This is a genomic window from Streptomyces sp. NPDC001970, assembly GCF_053594115.1.
This window is the reverse complement of the sequence record NZ_JBSFDW010000002.1, coordinates 258,320-271,943: the sequence shown is the minus strand read 5'-3', so window position 1 is coordinate 271,943 and position 13,624 is coordinate 258,320. Positions and strand designations below refer to the sequence as shown.

14 protein-coding genes are annotated in these 13,624 nt (G+C 69.4%); all 14 read left to right on the top strand.

Features of this window, described 5'->3' with window-relative positions:
- The first annotated feature begins 116 nt into the window (after positions 1-116).
- Complete coding sequence (locus ACWCP0_RS03750; protein WP_451077223.1) at positions 117-359, top strand: hypothetical protein; 243 nt, start codon at positions 117-119, stop codon at positions 357-359.
- A 28-nt stretch (positions 360-387) separates the two neighbouring features.
- Positions 388-975, top strand: coding sequence for a class IV adenylate cyclase (locus ACWCP0_RS03745; protein ID WP_451077222.1), 588 nt, complete (start codon positions 388-390; stop codon positions 973-975).
- Between the two features lie 640 nt (positions 976-1,615).
- Positions 1,616-2,527, top strand: a complete 912-nt coding sequence (locus tag ACWCP0_RS03740; protein ID WP_451077221.1) for an ABC transporter ATP-binding protein — start codon at positions 1,616-1,618, stop codon at positions 2,525-2,527.
- Positions 2,524-3,294: an MlaE family ABC transporter permease gene (locus ACWCP0_RS03735; protein WP_451077220.1), complete on the top strand. Its 771-nt coding sequence runs from the start codon at positions 2,524-2,526 to the stop codon at positions 3,292-3,294. The genes ACWCP0_RS03740 and ACWCP0_RS03735 overlap by 4 nt, the downstream gene beginning before the upstream one ends.
- A gap of 3 nt (positions 3,295-3,297) precedes the next feature.
- On the top strand, positions 3,298-4,125 hold the full coding sequence (locus ACWCP0_RS03730) for an MlaE family ABC transporter permease (RefSeq protein WP_385419186.1): 828 nt from the start codon (positions 3,298-3,300) through the stop codon (positions 4,123-4,125).
- Between the two features lie 5 nt (positions 4,126-4,130).
- The gene (locus tag ACWCP0_RS03725; protein ID WP_451077219.1) at positions 4,131-5,375 is read left to right on the top strand and encodes an MCE family protein; all 1,245 of its coding nucleotides are present in this window, start codon (positions 4,131-4,133) and stop codon (positions 5,373-5,375) included.
- Positions 5,372-6,415: an MCE family protein gene (locus tag ACWCP0_RS03720; protein WP_451077218.1), complete on the top strand. Its 1,044-nt coding sequence runs from the start codon at positions 5,372-5,374 to the stop codon at positions 6,413-6,415. Before ACWCP0_RS03725 ends, ACWCP0_RS03720 begins: the two co-directional genes overlap by 4 nt.
- A gap of 8 nt (positions 6,416-6,423) precedes the next feature.
- The gene (locus ACWCP0_RS03715; protein ID WP_451077379.1) at positions 6,424-7,401 is read left to right on the top strand and encodes an MCE family protein; all 978 of its coding nucleotides are present in this window, start codon (positions 6,424-6,426) and stop codon (positions 7,399-7,401) included.
- The gene (locus tag ACWCP0_RS03710; RefSeq protein ID WP_451077217.1) at positions 7,401-8,534 is read left to right on the top strand and encodes an MCE family protein; all 1,134 of its coding nucleotides are present in this window, start codon (positions 7,401-7,403) and stop codon (positions 8,532-8,534) included. The genes ACWCP0_RS03715 and ACWCP0_RS03710 overlap by 1 nt, the downstream gene beginning before the upstream one ends.
- Complete coding sequence (locus ACWCP0_RS03705; RefSeq protein WP_451077216.1) at positions 8,531-9,817, top strand: MCE family protein; 1,287 nt, start codon at positions 8,531-8,533, stop codon at positions 9,815-9,817. Before ACWCP0_RS03710 ends, ACWCP0_RS03705 begins: the two co-directional genes overlap by 4 nt.
- Positions 9,814-11,094 (top strand): MCE family protein, encoded by a 1,281-nt coding sequence (locus tag ACWCP0_RS03700; RefSeq protein WP_451077215.1) that lies wholly within the window; start codon positions 9,814-9,816, stop codon positions 11,092-11,094. The genes ACWCP0_RS03705 and ACWCP0_RS03700 overlap by 4 nt, the downstream gene beginning before the upstream one ends.
- A gap of 5 nt (positions 11,095-11,099) precedes the next feature.
- A complete protein-coding gene (locus ACWCP0_RS03695) occupies positions 11,100-11,684 on the top strand; it encodes a hypothetical protein (protein WP_451077214.1) in 585 nt (194 codons plus the stop codon).
- A 75-nt stretch (positions 11,685-11,759) separates the two neighbouring features.
- Positions 11,760-12,584 (top strand): hypothetical protein, encoded by an 825-nt coding sequence (locus ACWCP0_RS03690; RefSeq protein WP_451077213.1) that lies wholly within the window; start codon positions 11,760-11,762, stop codon positions 12,582-12,584.
- 163 nt (positions 12,585-12,747) lie between these two features.
- Positions 12,748-13,587 carry a TIM barrel protein gene (locus ACWCP0_RS03685; protein ID WP_451077212.1) on the top strand — a complete coding sequence of 280 codons (840 nt, stop codon included), beginning with the start codon at positions 12,748-12,750 and terminating at the stop codon, positions 13,585-13,587.
- The last annotated feature ends 37 nt before the right edge of the window (positions 13,588-13,624 follow it).

Genomic DNA, 13,624 nt, shown 5'->3' with positions numbered 1-13,624 from the left:
AGGAGGACTTCCTTCTGGCCGAATCCCTGCCGGCGCACTGCGATGCCGTCTGGACGAGCTGCTCCTGGCACTACAGTGCCAATCACCAGCGCTCCCTTGCCGACTTCGTCGCCCGAATGCAGTCCATGGTCCGCGTCGACGGCCTGTTCGGTGCGGAGTTCATGATGCCTGTCGAGGGACGCCACTACCTCATCGAGCACTACACCTCACCCGAGAAGCTCGGCCGTCACTTCACCGTCAGCTGGAACGTTCTGCTCATGCTGCGAACGAACGAGTTCACCGAACGGGCGCACGTCGGTCAGTTCCGGAGCCACACCCACCGCATGGGCCTGCTCCTCGCGGCCCGCACCGCCACGTAGCCGAGAACAGCAACCGAAGAAGAGGATCATGAAGCACGAGTACGAGGCCACGTTCCTGTCCGTCGACGTGGCCGATCTCCAGGTCAAGCTGACCGCCCTCGGTGCCACGCAGGCATTCCCCCGGACCCTGCTCACCCGCAAGATCTTCGAGAATGACGCCCTCGACAACGGCCAGTGGGTCCGACTCCGCGACGAAGGCACCCGCTCCACCCTCACGCTCAAGCAGGTCACCGACTCCACCACGATCGATGGCACCACCGAGATCGAGACTGAGGTCACCGACCTGCATGCCATGGCCGACATCCTGCGCCGACTCGGTCTGCGCGAGGTCCGCTACCAGGAGAACTACCGCGAGGAGTGGCGCCTGGGCGAGGTCGCCTTCGACTTCGACACCTGGCCCGACCTCCCCACCTTCGTCGAGATCGAAGGACCCGACGAGGCGTCGGTCCGCCACGCAGCCTCTCTGCTCGACCTCGACTACGCCGACGCCCGCTTCGGCAGTGTCGACGAGATCTACAAGAGCGAGACCGGCCGCGACATCCTCGCCGAACCCACCCTCCTCTTCGCCGAGGACGAGAGGACCGACGCACCCGCGGCGACGGTCCCGAGCCACTGATCCCGGGCAGCGCCACGCTTACGGAACTCGCGTTACCCCTCGGATTATCCCCGGTATCGCCGACTTCGCCCGCGGCGGCCCCCGGCCCCGGCGGCCACGAGCGACGGCAACCACCGGGTCGACGGCTTCTGCTGGCTCTACTGCGGCCAGCACTGTGGGCACGGCCTCGTGCATCAAGCAGATGAATCATTCGACCGCGGGTGTTGACGGCTTGTGGTGGGCGAGGACGGCCGGCGGCATCGCGGTGGCCTGGTCGTAGGCGGCCTGCACGTGAACGAGCGCCTTGCTGGTGGCGATGACTCGCTGGTCGTGGTGGCGAGCTGATGCCGGCAGGCGGCGGCGAGGACGACGAGGAGGGCCGCGTCGAGGAACATCGCCGGCAGGGCGCCGTCGCGCGGCGCCGACTGGGTACGCATCGCCCGAACGACGCCGCGCAGGGCACGGGGGTATTCGTTTTCGGCCTGGATGCCGGCGGACGGGCTGGATGGCGCCTGCGGCGCCACAGCCGCCCGCGCCCGCACACCCGCGGTCGCGCTCGATTGCGCGCTCGTAAAAGATTTCGGAATTCGTTGCGACGGACCCCCCGCCCCTCCCCGTAGAGCAGATGTAGGAGCTGCTCCACGGCCGAAGGGTGAACCGGATGGGTGTCGAGATCTGTGTGGAAGGGCTGACCAAGTCCTTCGGCCACCAGGTCATCTGGCAGGACGTTTCGCTGACGCTTCCCGCCGGGGAGATCTCGGTGATGCTCGGCCCTTCCGGCACGGGCAAGTCGGTGTTCCTCAAGACGCTCGTCGGGCTGCTCAAGCCGGACCGTGGGTCGATCCGGATCGCGGACCGGGACATCACCAGGCTCCGCGAGCACGACCTGTACGAGGTGCGGAAGCTGTTCGGCGTCCTCTTCCAGGACGGTGCCCTCTTCGGGTCGATGAACCTGTACGACAACATCGCCTTTCCGCTGCGCGAGCACACCCGTAAGCCGGAGAGCGAGATCAGACGCATCGTCCTCGAGAAGATGGACATGGTCGGGCTGATCGGTGCCGAGGAGAAGCTGCCCGGAGAGATATCCGGCGGTATGCGCAAACGGGCGGGGCTGGCCCGGGCGCTCGTCCTCGACCCGGAGATCATCCTCTTCGACGAGCCGGACTCGGGTCTCGACCCGGTGCGGGTGGCGTATCTGAACCAGCTGATCGTGGACCTCAACGCGCAGATCGACGCCACGTTCCTGATCGTCACGCACGACATCGCCTCGGCAAGGCAGGTGCCGGACAACATCGGATTGCTCTTCCGCCGCGAGCTGGTGATGTTCGGCCCCCGCGAGAAGCTGCTGACCAGCGACGAGCCGGTGGTACGGCAGTTCCTGAACGGCCGGATGCAGGGGCCGATCGGCATGGCGGAGGAGAAGGACGCGGCCCAGGTCGAGCAGGAGCTGGCCCAGGTAAATGAGGGCACCGCTGTCAAGGACATGACACCACGCCTGCTGCCGAGTCCCGGGATCACCCGGCCGCCCCGCTGGGAGGCCATCGCGAAGCGAGAGGCGGTGGTGGGCGCATGAGCCTCTCCCCCACCGGCGCGCTGCGCCACTCCGGCAGTCTCTTCGCCATGGCCCTGGACGTCGTACGCACCATTCCCAGGCGGCCCTTCCAGGTCCGGGAGTTCATCCAGCAGGCCTGGTTCATCGCGAGCGTCACGATCCTGCCCACCGCACTGGTCTCCATCCCCTTCGGCGCGGTCATCGCCCTGCAGATCGGCAGCCTCACCCGCCAGCTCGGGGCCCAGTCGTTCTCGGGTGCGGCCTCGGTGCTCGCGGTGCTGCGCGAGGCTTCGCCGATCGTCACCGCGCTGCTGATCGCCGGGGCGGGCGGCACCGCGATCTGCGCGGACCTCGGTGCGCGCAAGATCCGTGAGGAGATCGACGCGATGCAGGTGCTGGGCATCGATCCGATCCACCGGATGGTCGTGCCGCGGGTGCTGGCCTCGATGGTGGTCGCGGTGCTGCTCAACGGCCTGGTGTCGGTGGTCGGCGTGGCCGGCGGCTACTTCTTCAACGTCATCCTGCAGAACGGCACGCCCGGCGCCTATCTGGCCTCCTTCACCACGCTCGCCCAACTGTCCGATCTCTGGGCGGCCGAGTTGAAGGCCCTGGTGTTCGGCGCGATCGCGGCGATCGTCGCCTCGTACAAGGGGCTGACGGCCAAGGGAGGGCCGAAGGGCGTCGGCGACGCGGTGAACCAGTCCGTGGTGATCACCTTCATGTTGCTGTTCGTGACGAACTTCGTGATGACCGCCGTGTACTTCCAGATCGTTCCGCAGAGGGGTTGACGAATGGCGCTCATCAACCGGTTCGTGGGGCGTCCGCTCCGCTCCCTCGAGGAGCTGGGCAGCCAACTGTCGTTCTACGGGCGCTCGCTGGCCTGGACCGGCCGCACCCTGCGCCGCTACAAGAAGGAGATCCTGCGGTTGCTCGCCGAGGTGAGCTTCGGCCGTGGCGCGCTCGCCGTGGTCGGTGGCACCGTCGGTGTGATCGCGTTCCTGTCGTTCTTCACCGGCACCGAGGTGGGCCTGCAGGGGTACGCGGCCCTCAACCAGCTGGGCACCTCCAACTTCGTCGCGTTCCTGTCGGCGTACTTCAACACCCGCGAGATCGCCCCGCTGGTGGCCGGGCTCGCCCTGTCCGCGACTGTCGGCGCCGGGTTCACCGCGCAGCTCGGCGCGATGCGGATCAGCGAGGAGACCGACGCCCTGGAGGTGATGGGCGTCCCCTCGCTGCCGTTCCTCGTGACCACGCGGATGATCGCCGGTTTCGTCGCCGTGATCCCGCTGTACGTGATCGGGCTGCTGTCCTCGTACTTCGCCGCCCGGACCATCACGACCGGCTACTACGGGCAGTCCGCGGGCACGTACGACCACTACTTCCAGCAATATCTGCCGCCGGTCGACGTGCTCTGGTCCTTCGGCAAGGTGATCGTCTTCGCCGTCGTGATCATCCTGGTGCACTGCTACTACGGCTATTACGCGAGCGGCGGTCCTGCGGGTGTGGGCGTCGCGGTGGGCCGTGCGGTACGCACCTCGATCGTCGCCATCAATGTCCTGGACTTCTTCCTCAGCCTGGCGATCTGGGGCGCCAACACGACCGTACGGATTGCGGGGTAGGGCCGATGCGGACACGGATCGTCGGACTGAGGGTGTACGGCATCGTCTTCATCGCGGTCATCGCGCTGCTGCTGTCGCTGTCCGTCGCTGTCTACCAGCAGGTGTTCGTCTCCGTCGTACGGATCACGTTGGAGGCCGACACGCTCGGCAACCAGTTGGAGCCGCGGGCCGACGTCAAGCTGCGCGGGCTGCTGGTCGGCGAGGTCCGCGCGGTGCGGGCCGACGGTGAGAAAGCGACGCTCGACATCGCCCTCAAGCCGGAGCACGTCTCCCGCATCCCGTCCGATGTGCATGCCCGGCTGCTGCCCAAGACGCTGTTCGGCGAGAAGTACGTCGACCTCGTGGCTCCCCGGGAGCCGTCCCGGCGGCACATCCAGGCCGGGGACGTCATCACCCAGGACCGCACCAAGGTCGGCATCGAGGTGCAGCAGCTGATGAACGACCTGCTGCCGCTGTTGCGTACGGTACGGCCCGCCGAACTCAACGCGACGCTCTCGGCGTTCGCCACTGCCCTCGAAGGCCGCGGCGACCGGATCGGCGACAACCTCACCCGCGTCGAGGGCTATCTGGCCCGGCTCAACCCCCATATGCCGTCGATCAAGGAGGACATCTCGCGGTTCGCCGATGTCGCCGAGGTCTACGGCGACGCCGCGCCCGACCTGATGAGGATCCTGCGGAACACCGTCACCACGAGCCGCACGATCGTGGAGAAGCGGGACCAGCTGGCCACCCTGTTCACCTCCACGGCCACCGTAGCCAGGACAGCGGACGGGTTCCTGGACGAGAACGGGGAGCGGCTCATCACCCTGGGCCGGGTCTCCCGCCCCACGCTCGCGCTGTTCGCCCGCTACGCGCCGGAGTACCCCTGCCTCCTCGACGGCCTGGTGAGGCAGGAGGCGGCGGCAGAACAGACCTTCAAAGGCGGAAAGATGCATATCACCCTGGAAGTCGTCCGCCCGCAGGGCGCGTACGAGCCCGGCGAGGAACCGCGCTATGGAGAGCGCTCGGGACCCGACTGCCGCGGAATGCCTCATCCGCGGATCCCGGCACCGCACGACAAGCTGAACGACGGTACGCGCGGTACGTCGAGTGCGTCCCAGGCGTCCTCGGTGTCCGCCACCGCGGCCGAGCAGCGTGCCGTGAACTCGCTCGTCGCGCCCGTCATGGGCGTGCCGGCCGATGAGGTGCCCGCGGTGGCGACGCTGCTGTTCGGTCCGATGGCCCGGGGAACGGCGGTGAGCGTCGCATGAGGTTCGTACGCGTCAAGCGCGCCAGGGAGACCGCGGCGCCGCTGGTCAAGTTCAGTGTCTTCGCGGTCGTGACGGTGCTCGCAACCGCGCTGCTGGCGGCCACCATCGTCAATATCTCCTTCACTCCCGAGCACACGTACAAGGCGGTGTTCAGCGATGTCACCGGCCTGGAGGAGGGCGACGACATCAGGGTGGCCGGGGTGCGGGTCGGCGAGGTGCATGACATTCGCATCACGGACCGGACGCTGGCGGAGGTCAGCTTCAGCGTCACCCACAACCGTCCGCTGCTCACCAGCACCGGCGCGGTCATCCGCTACCGCAACCTGGTCGGCTCGCGGTACATCGCGCTGACGGAGGGCGCCGGCGACGGCACCCGGCTGGCGCCCGGAGGGCGGATCCCGCTGTCCCGGACGCAGCCCGCGCTCGATCTCAACGCGCTGCTCAACGGGTTCAAGCCGCTGTTCGCGGCACTGAGCCCCAAGGACGTCAATCAGCTCGCCGGCGAGATCATCAAGACCCTTCAGGGCGAGGGCGGAACGGTGAACAGCCTGCTCGCGCACACCGCCTCGCTCACCACCACGCTCGCCGACCGCGACGAGCTGATCGGTTCCGTGATCGACAACCTCAACACGGTGCTGGCAACCCTGGACAAGCGCGGCGCTCGCTTCTCCGGGCTGATCAAGCAGCTCCAGCGGGTGATCTCCGGGCTGTCCGCCGACCGCAAGCCCATCGGTGACTCGCTCGTGAACATCGGTGATCTGACGGAGGCCACCTCGGGCCTGCTGGAGGACGCCCGGCCTCCGCTGCGCGACGACATCGCCGAGCTGAGGGATCTCACCGGAACGCTGAACAAGAACGAGAAGACCGTGGAGGGCGTGCTGAAGCGGCTGCCGAACAAGCTGAACGAGCTGACCGGGACGGCCTCGTACGGCTCCTGGTTCAACTTCTACCTCTGCGACTTCGACGGCCGGATCGTGCTGCCGAAGACCCGGGAGGTGCTCACTCCCGAGCTCCACGTCGCCCGTGCGAGGTGCGCATGAAAGCACGCATGATGCCGTTCCGCGAGCGGAACCCGGTCGTCATCGGCGCGGTCGGCCTCACCACGCTCGGGCTGCTGACCGTCGCCGCGTTCAACGCCGACAGCCTTCCGCTCATCGGCAGCGGGGAGACGTACAGCGCGGCATTCTCGGAGGCGGGCGGGCTCAAGCCCGGCGACGAGGTCCGTATCGCCGGCGTGAAGGTCGGCAAGGTCGACGAGGTGGATTTGGACGGAGACCACGTCAAGGTGGTCTTCCGGGTCAAGGGCGAGCCGGACTTCGGCACCAGGACGGGCGCGGCCATCCGCGTCAAGACGATCCTGGGCGCGAAGTACCTGGCGCTGGAACCGAAGGGGCCGGGGCAGCTGAAGCCAGGCAGCGAGATCCCACTGAGCCGGACGACTCCCGCGTACGACGTCGTGGCGGCCTTCAGCGATCTGACCACCACGACGGAGAAGGTCGACACGGAGCAGCTGGCGCAGGCGCTCGACACCATCTCCACCACCTTTGAGGACTCCCCCGCCGAGGTGAAGGCGTCCATCAAGGGCCTGTCGAAGATCTCCCGTACGGTCGCGTCCCGCGACCAGGCGCTGCGTGAACTCCTCGACCACGCGAACGGGGTCAGCGAGGTGCTCGCGGAGCGTTCCGGCGAGTTCTCCACGCTGGTCAAGGACGGCGACGCGCTGTTCAAGGAGATCGCACAGCGGCGGGCCGCGATCCACGCCCTGCTCAAGAGCTCGGCCGCGCTCGGAATCCAGCTGTCTGGCCTGGTCAAGGACAACAACGCGGAGATCGGCCCGGCGCTCAAGGGCCTGAACACGGTGGTGGCGATGCTCGAACGCAATCAGGCGAGCCTCGACCGCAGCATCAAGCTGATGGCGCCCTATGTGCGGGTCTTCACCAACACCCTCGGCAACGGCCGCTGGTTCGACAGCTACATCCAGAACATGGTTGCCACTCCGGTGGTCCCGCGGACGGGAGGTTCGTGATGAGCAGGCGTCTGCTGCGCCGAGCGGCGCTGGTCACGGCGCTGGCGGTCATCGCCGGGGCCGTCGTGGCGCTGTGGCCGCAGCGGGATCCGGTCCGGGTCACGGCGTACTTCCCGCGCACGGTCGGCATCTATCCCGGTTCCGACGTACGGGTGCTGGGCGTCCGGATCGGTGAGGTCAAGGAGATCACTCCGCAGGGCGAGCGGGTGCGGGTGACGCTGGAGTACGACGCCGGACGAAAGGTCCCTGCCGATGCCAAGGCGGCGATCATCAACTCCTCGGTGGTCAGCGACCGTTACCTGCAGCTGCTGCCGGTGTACCGGAGCGGCCCGGTGATGAGCAGCGGCGATGTCATCCCGGAGAAGCGGACGGCCGTACCGGTCGAGCTGGACCGCATCTTCGAGAGTCTGCACACGACGGCGGAGGCGCTGGGCCCGCGCGGCGCGAACCAGGACGGTTCGCTGTCCCGGCTGCTGGGCGTGAGCGCGGACAACCTCGAAGGGCAGGGCGAGAACCTGCACCAGACGGTGGAGGACCTTTCCCTGGCGGTGACGACGCTGTCCGACGGCAGGAAGGACATGTTCGGCACCATCCGCAATCTGCAGGTGTTCACGGCCGTGCTGGCCGCCGACGACAAGAACGTGCGGTCGTTCAACGACAGCCTGGAGCAGGTGGCCGGGCAGCTCGCCGCGGAACGCACGGACCTCGCGGCCGCCCTGCGGCATCTGGGGGTGGCGCTCGCCGATGTGTCGGACTTCGTGCGGAAGAACAAGAAGTCGCTGACGTCGAACGTGGAGGGGCTCAGCAAGGTCACCAAGGTGCTGGTCACCCAGCGCGCGGCGCTCGCGGAGCTGCTGGAGGTCGCCCCGGCGGGCCTGTCGAATCTGCAGAACGCCTACAACGCGGGGTCCGGAACCCTCGACACCCGCAACAACCCGGAGCAGGCGCAGGATCCGGCCGCGCTGCTGTGCTCGCTGCTCAGCACGACCGGGGAGGCGAAGGCCGCGGACTGCCGGGAGCTTGAGGAACTGTTCGGCTCGCTCCCGGAGCTCGGGCCGGCCGGCACCCTGCCCGTCTCCGGGGCCGGCTCGGTCGACCGTACGCTCGGCGGAATCCTGGAGGCCCGCGCATGAGGGCACTGCGCAGAGCCACGGCGGCGTGGGCGGCGGCCGGTTCACTGGTACTGACCGGCTGCGAGTTCAACGGTCTGTACGACGTCGGGCTGCCCGGCGGCGCGGCCGCCGACGGAAACGCCTACCGGGTCACCGTCGAGTTCCGGGACGTCCTGGACCTGGTGCCCCAGTCCGCGGTGAAGGTCAACAACGTCACCGTGGGCGCGGTCGAGAAGGTGGAGCTGAACGGCTGGCACGCCACGGTGCGGCTGCGTATCTCGGACACGGTGAAGCTGCCGGGCAACGCGATCGCCGAGCTTCGCCAGACGAGCATGCTCGGCGAGAAGTACGTGGCGTTGTCCGCCCCGGTGGACACCACGCCCGTCGGCAGGCTCACCGACGGCGCCCGGATCCCGCTGTCCCGCAGCGGCCGCAACCCGGAGATCGAAGAGGTGCTGTCCGCCCTGTCGGCGCTGCTCAACGGCGGCGGGGTGGCCCAGCTCAAGACGATCACCACGGAGCTCAACAAGGCCCTGGAAGGCCGGGAGAACCGGGTCAAGTCCCTGCTGACCGAGCTCGACACCTTCGTCGGCGGCCTCGACGAGCAGCGCGCGGAGATCGTCCGCGCGCTGAACGGCATCGACCGGCTGGCCAAGCGGCTCGGCCAGGAGCAGAAGACGATCGCCCAGGCCGTCGACACCATGCCGCCCGCGCTGAAAGTACTGGCCGACCAGAGGCAAAAGCTGACGTCGATGCTCACCGCGCTGTCGGAGTTCGGCAAGACCGGCACCAAGGTGATCAACGCGTCCCGGGCCGATGTGATCGCCAATCTGCGGAGTCTGCGCCCGATCCTCGAGCAGCTGAACAAGGCGGGCGACGATCTGCCGAACGCCCTGGAGCTGCTGACGACCTATCCGTTCCCGCGCAACGCGGTGGACGCCGTCAAGGGCGACTACGTCAATCTCAAGATCACCGCCGATCTCGACCTCGCGGGCATCTACGGCAACCTCGCCGACGAACCCGGGAAGCCGAGTAAGCCGGGGAAGCCGGGTCTCCCCGAGGTCCCCGGCCTCCCGGAGGTCCCCGCGGTCCCGGGTGTGCCGACGCCCACCGCGCTGCCGGACGCGCCGGGCGTGCCGGACGGTCCTGGCAGCCCCTCGGCCCCCTCGGACGACGGGGATGCGCTCTGCCCGCCGGTGTGCACCGGCAGTTACGCCTCGTACGGGAGCGGGGACGAGGACGGCTTCCCGCCCGGGGTCGATCCCGCCCTCGCCGAGCTCATGCTGAAGGGGATGCTGCCGTGATCACACTTACGGTCAAGGCCCAGTTGCTCGCCTTCGCCACGGTCACCGCCGTCGGCGTGTCGTACGTCGGCGCCCGGTACACGGGGCTGGCCGACGCCCTCCTCGACCGCGGATACACCGTACGGGCCGACTTCGCCGACTCCGGGGGCATCTTCTCCGGCGCCGAGGTCACCTATCGCGGGGTGCCGGTCGGCCGCGTCGGGGAGCTGCGGCTGGCCGGCGCGGACGGGGTGTCGGTGGCGCTGGACATCGAGGACGCACCGCGGATCCCCGCGGACACCGTGGCGGTGGTGGCGAACCGTTCGGCCGTCGGCGAGCAGTACGTCGACCTCCAGCCGCGGGCCACCGACGGCCCCTATCTGCGCGACGGCAGCACGATCGCCCGCCGCGACACCCGGGGGCCGCTGCCCAATACGGAGATCATCGGCAGCCTGGACGAGCTCGTGAACTCCGTCGGCAAGGAGGATCTGCGGATCACGGTCGACGAGCTGGGCAAGGCGTTCGCCGGCACCGGACCGGAGCTGAGCCGGCTGGTGGACTCGGGCAACGCCCTGGTCGAGTCGGCGTCCGGCTCGCTCCCGCAGACCATCACGCTGATCGAGGACTCGCGGAAGGTCCTGAAGACGCAGGCCGACAAGGGCTCGGCCATCAAGGCCTTCTCCCGCGACCTGGCGGCCCTCACCGCCGAGTTGAAGTCCAGTGACGGGGACATCCGCAGGCTCATCGGCGCCGGTGCCCCCGCCGCGCAGGAGGTGAACTCACTGCTCACCGCGACTCGGCCCCATGTGCCGGTCCTGCTGGGCAATCTCATCAGCGGCGGGCAGATCACGGTGGCCCGGCTGCCCGGTGTGGAGCAGGCCTTGGTCACGTTCCCCGTGGTGGTCGCGGGCAGCTACACCGTGATCCCGGGCGACGGCACCACCCACTTCGGGCTGGTCGTGAACGCCGACGATCCGCCGCCCTGCCGGCAGGGCTACGGGACGCAGCGGCGCGACCCGGCCGACACGAGCGAACGGCCGGCGAACACCGGCGCGCACTGTGCGGCCCCGCGCGGCGGTCCCACCTCGGTCCGCGGCGCCCAGAACGCCCCCGGCGCCTCGGGGCGCGCCGGGTCCGGCGGTGCGGACCCGGCCGCATACATCGCCCCGTACGACCCGGAGACCGGCACCGCCGCCGGACCGGACGGAACGCCCGTCGAGATCGGCTCGACCGGCGGTGAACCGAGGGTGTTCGGAAAGGACTCGTGGCAATGGCTGCTCGTCGGACCGATGGCGTGAGCGACATGAGCAACATGAAGGACAGGAGCGAGGAGGCGGCGGCCGGGGGCCTCGCGGCACGCGTGACACGGTCGCTGCGCCGCCTGTGGGCCCTGCTGACTGAGGCCGCACGCCGGGGCAGGGCGATGCCCGCGTCCCTCGCCGTGGCGACCGTTCTGACGACGGCGCTGTCCGGCCTGCTGACGTACGAGGTGTACGAGCAGCGCGTCGAGGAACAGCGGCACCAGGCCATCCTGGCCGCGGCGCGCCAGTCCGCACTGAACTTCACCTCGCTCGACCACCGGCACTACTCGCGGGACAGCGCGAACGTGCTGAAGGGCGCCACGGGCGAGTTCCGGGAGCAGTTCGCGGCGCAGACCGCCGAGCTGACCAAGCTGGTCGCCGCGAACAAGTCGGTCTCCGAGGGGCAGGTGCTGGAAGCGGGCATCGCCAGGGCCGACGAGCGGACCGCCCGGGTCCTGGTGGTCGCCGACAGCAAGGTGACCAACGTCGCCGCGCCCGAGGGGCAGGCCCGCACCTACCGGCTGCAGCTCGATCTCGTACTCGAGAACGGTCGCTGGCTGACGTCCGATGTCGAGTTCGTCGGCTGAGCGCGCCTCGTCCCCTCGTCCCTCGTCCTCTACCCCCGCACCCACCACCCCGTACCTCCAGAGAGGAGAAACCCCGTGGCGAACACGAGCACCCGAGGTCGCGGCGTCAGCTCTCCCGCCCGCCGCTCCATGACCGCGGCCGCCCGAGCGGCGGCCAAGCGCGCCCATCGCCCTGAAGCGGGTGAGAACGCCCCCGCGAACAGCGGGGACGAGGTCACGGTGGTGGCCGGACGCACCCTGCGCGCGGAGGAGCCGGAGCCGGGCACGAAGGGAGCGGAGCCGGACTGGGAGGCGCCCGACTGGGAGGAGCCGGACCGGGAGGGGACGGACCCGGAAGGACCGGATCCGGACGAGCCGGGCTCGAACGAGCCGGGGCCGCGCGGCGGACGGCGCGGCGGGCGGCGTGGCGTGGTGAGCGCCGTGCTCGCCGTCCTGGCCCTGGTGGCCCTGATCGCGACCGCCGTGCTCGTAGGGGAGTACCGGGACGCCCGGCAGACGGACCAGGCGCGGCGCCAGGCGCTCGCCGCCGCGCAGAAGGCGGCGCCGGTCGTCCTGTCGTACGACAACAGGCATCTGGACCGGGACTTCGCCGCCGCGCGCGCCCATCTCACCGGGGCCTTCCGCGAGGAGTACGGGAGGACGACGGCGAAGGTGGTGGCACCGACCGCGAAGAAGTACCAGGGCGTGGTCGAGGCGACAGTGGCGAGGCCCCCGGGTGGTGGCGCCCAGGCGGCGTCGGTCGTGTCGGCGTCGCCCGACCGGGCCGTCGTCCTGCTGTTCGTCAACCAGGTGACCCGGAGCACCCAGGTCCCGGGGCCCCGTCTCGATCTGAACCGGGTGCGGATGACCCTCACGCGCACCTCGGAGGGCTGGAAGGTGAGTGCCGTCGACGCGCTGTAGCCATCGGCCGGCCGTACCCCTGCCGGGGCGCCCCCAGGGCGCCTCAGCAGGGGTCTTTTTGTGCTCGCTTTCGTGGCCGCTCTTGACAGCCTCCCCCCGCTCCAGGCAATCTTCCATTAAGCAGAAACTAACTTCCGCGCTACGGAAGGAGCGCACAGCCCTCATGGGATACACGGACCAGCGCTTCGATGTGAACCTGTCGATCCTCTTCACGGAACTCCCGCTCCTGGAGCGCCCCGCGGCCGCCGCCGCGGCGGGCTTCACCGCGGTCGAGCTGTGGTGGCCCTGGATCGAGACCCCCACGCCCGACCGGAGCGAGCTGGACGCCCTGAAGACGGCGCTGGTGGCTGCCGGCACCCGTCTGGTGGGCCTGAACTTCTACGCGGGGCAGCTGCCGGGACCCGACCGCGGCGCTCTCTCCGTGCCCGGCGAGGAGTCGGACCGCTTCCGCGCCAACATCGACGTCGCCGCGGACTTCGCCGCATCGGTGGGCTGCAAGGCGCTCAACGCGCTGTACGGCAACCGCGTCGAGGGCGTCGACCCTGCGGTCCAGGACGAGCTCGCGCTGGAGAACCTGATCACGGCGGCCCGCGCGGCCGACCGGGTCGGGGCGATCCTCCTGATCGAGACCCTCAACAAGCCGGAGTCCCCGCTCTACCCGCTGGTGAGCGCTCCGTCCGCGATCGAGGTCGTGGACAAGGTGAACGCGGCGACGGGCCTCGGGAACGCGAAGTTCCTGCTCGACATCTACCACCTGTCGATGAACGGCGAGGACGTCGGCCAGGTCATCGCGGAGTACGCCGACAGGACCGGCCACGTGCAGATCGCCGACAACCCGGGCCGCGGCGCGCCGGGCACCGGCTCGCTCCCGCTGGAGCAGCTCCTCGACGAGCTGAAGAAGGCCGGCTACGACGGCTGGGTCGGCCTGGAGTACAAGGCCGGCGACCGCCCGAGCGCCGAGGCCTTCGACTGGCTGCCCGCCGAGGCCCGCGCGGCCCGCTGACTTCTTGCCCGTACCACCAGTTTCCGAGAGGCACCCT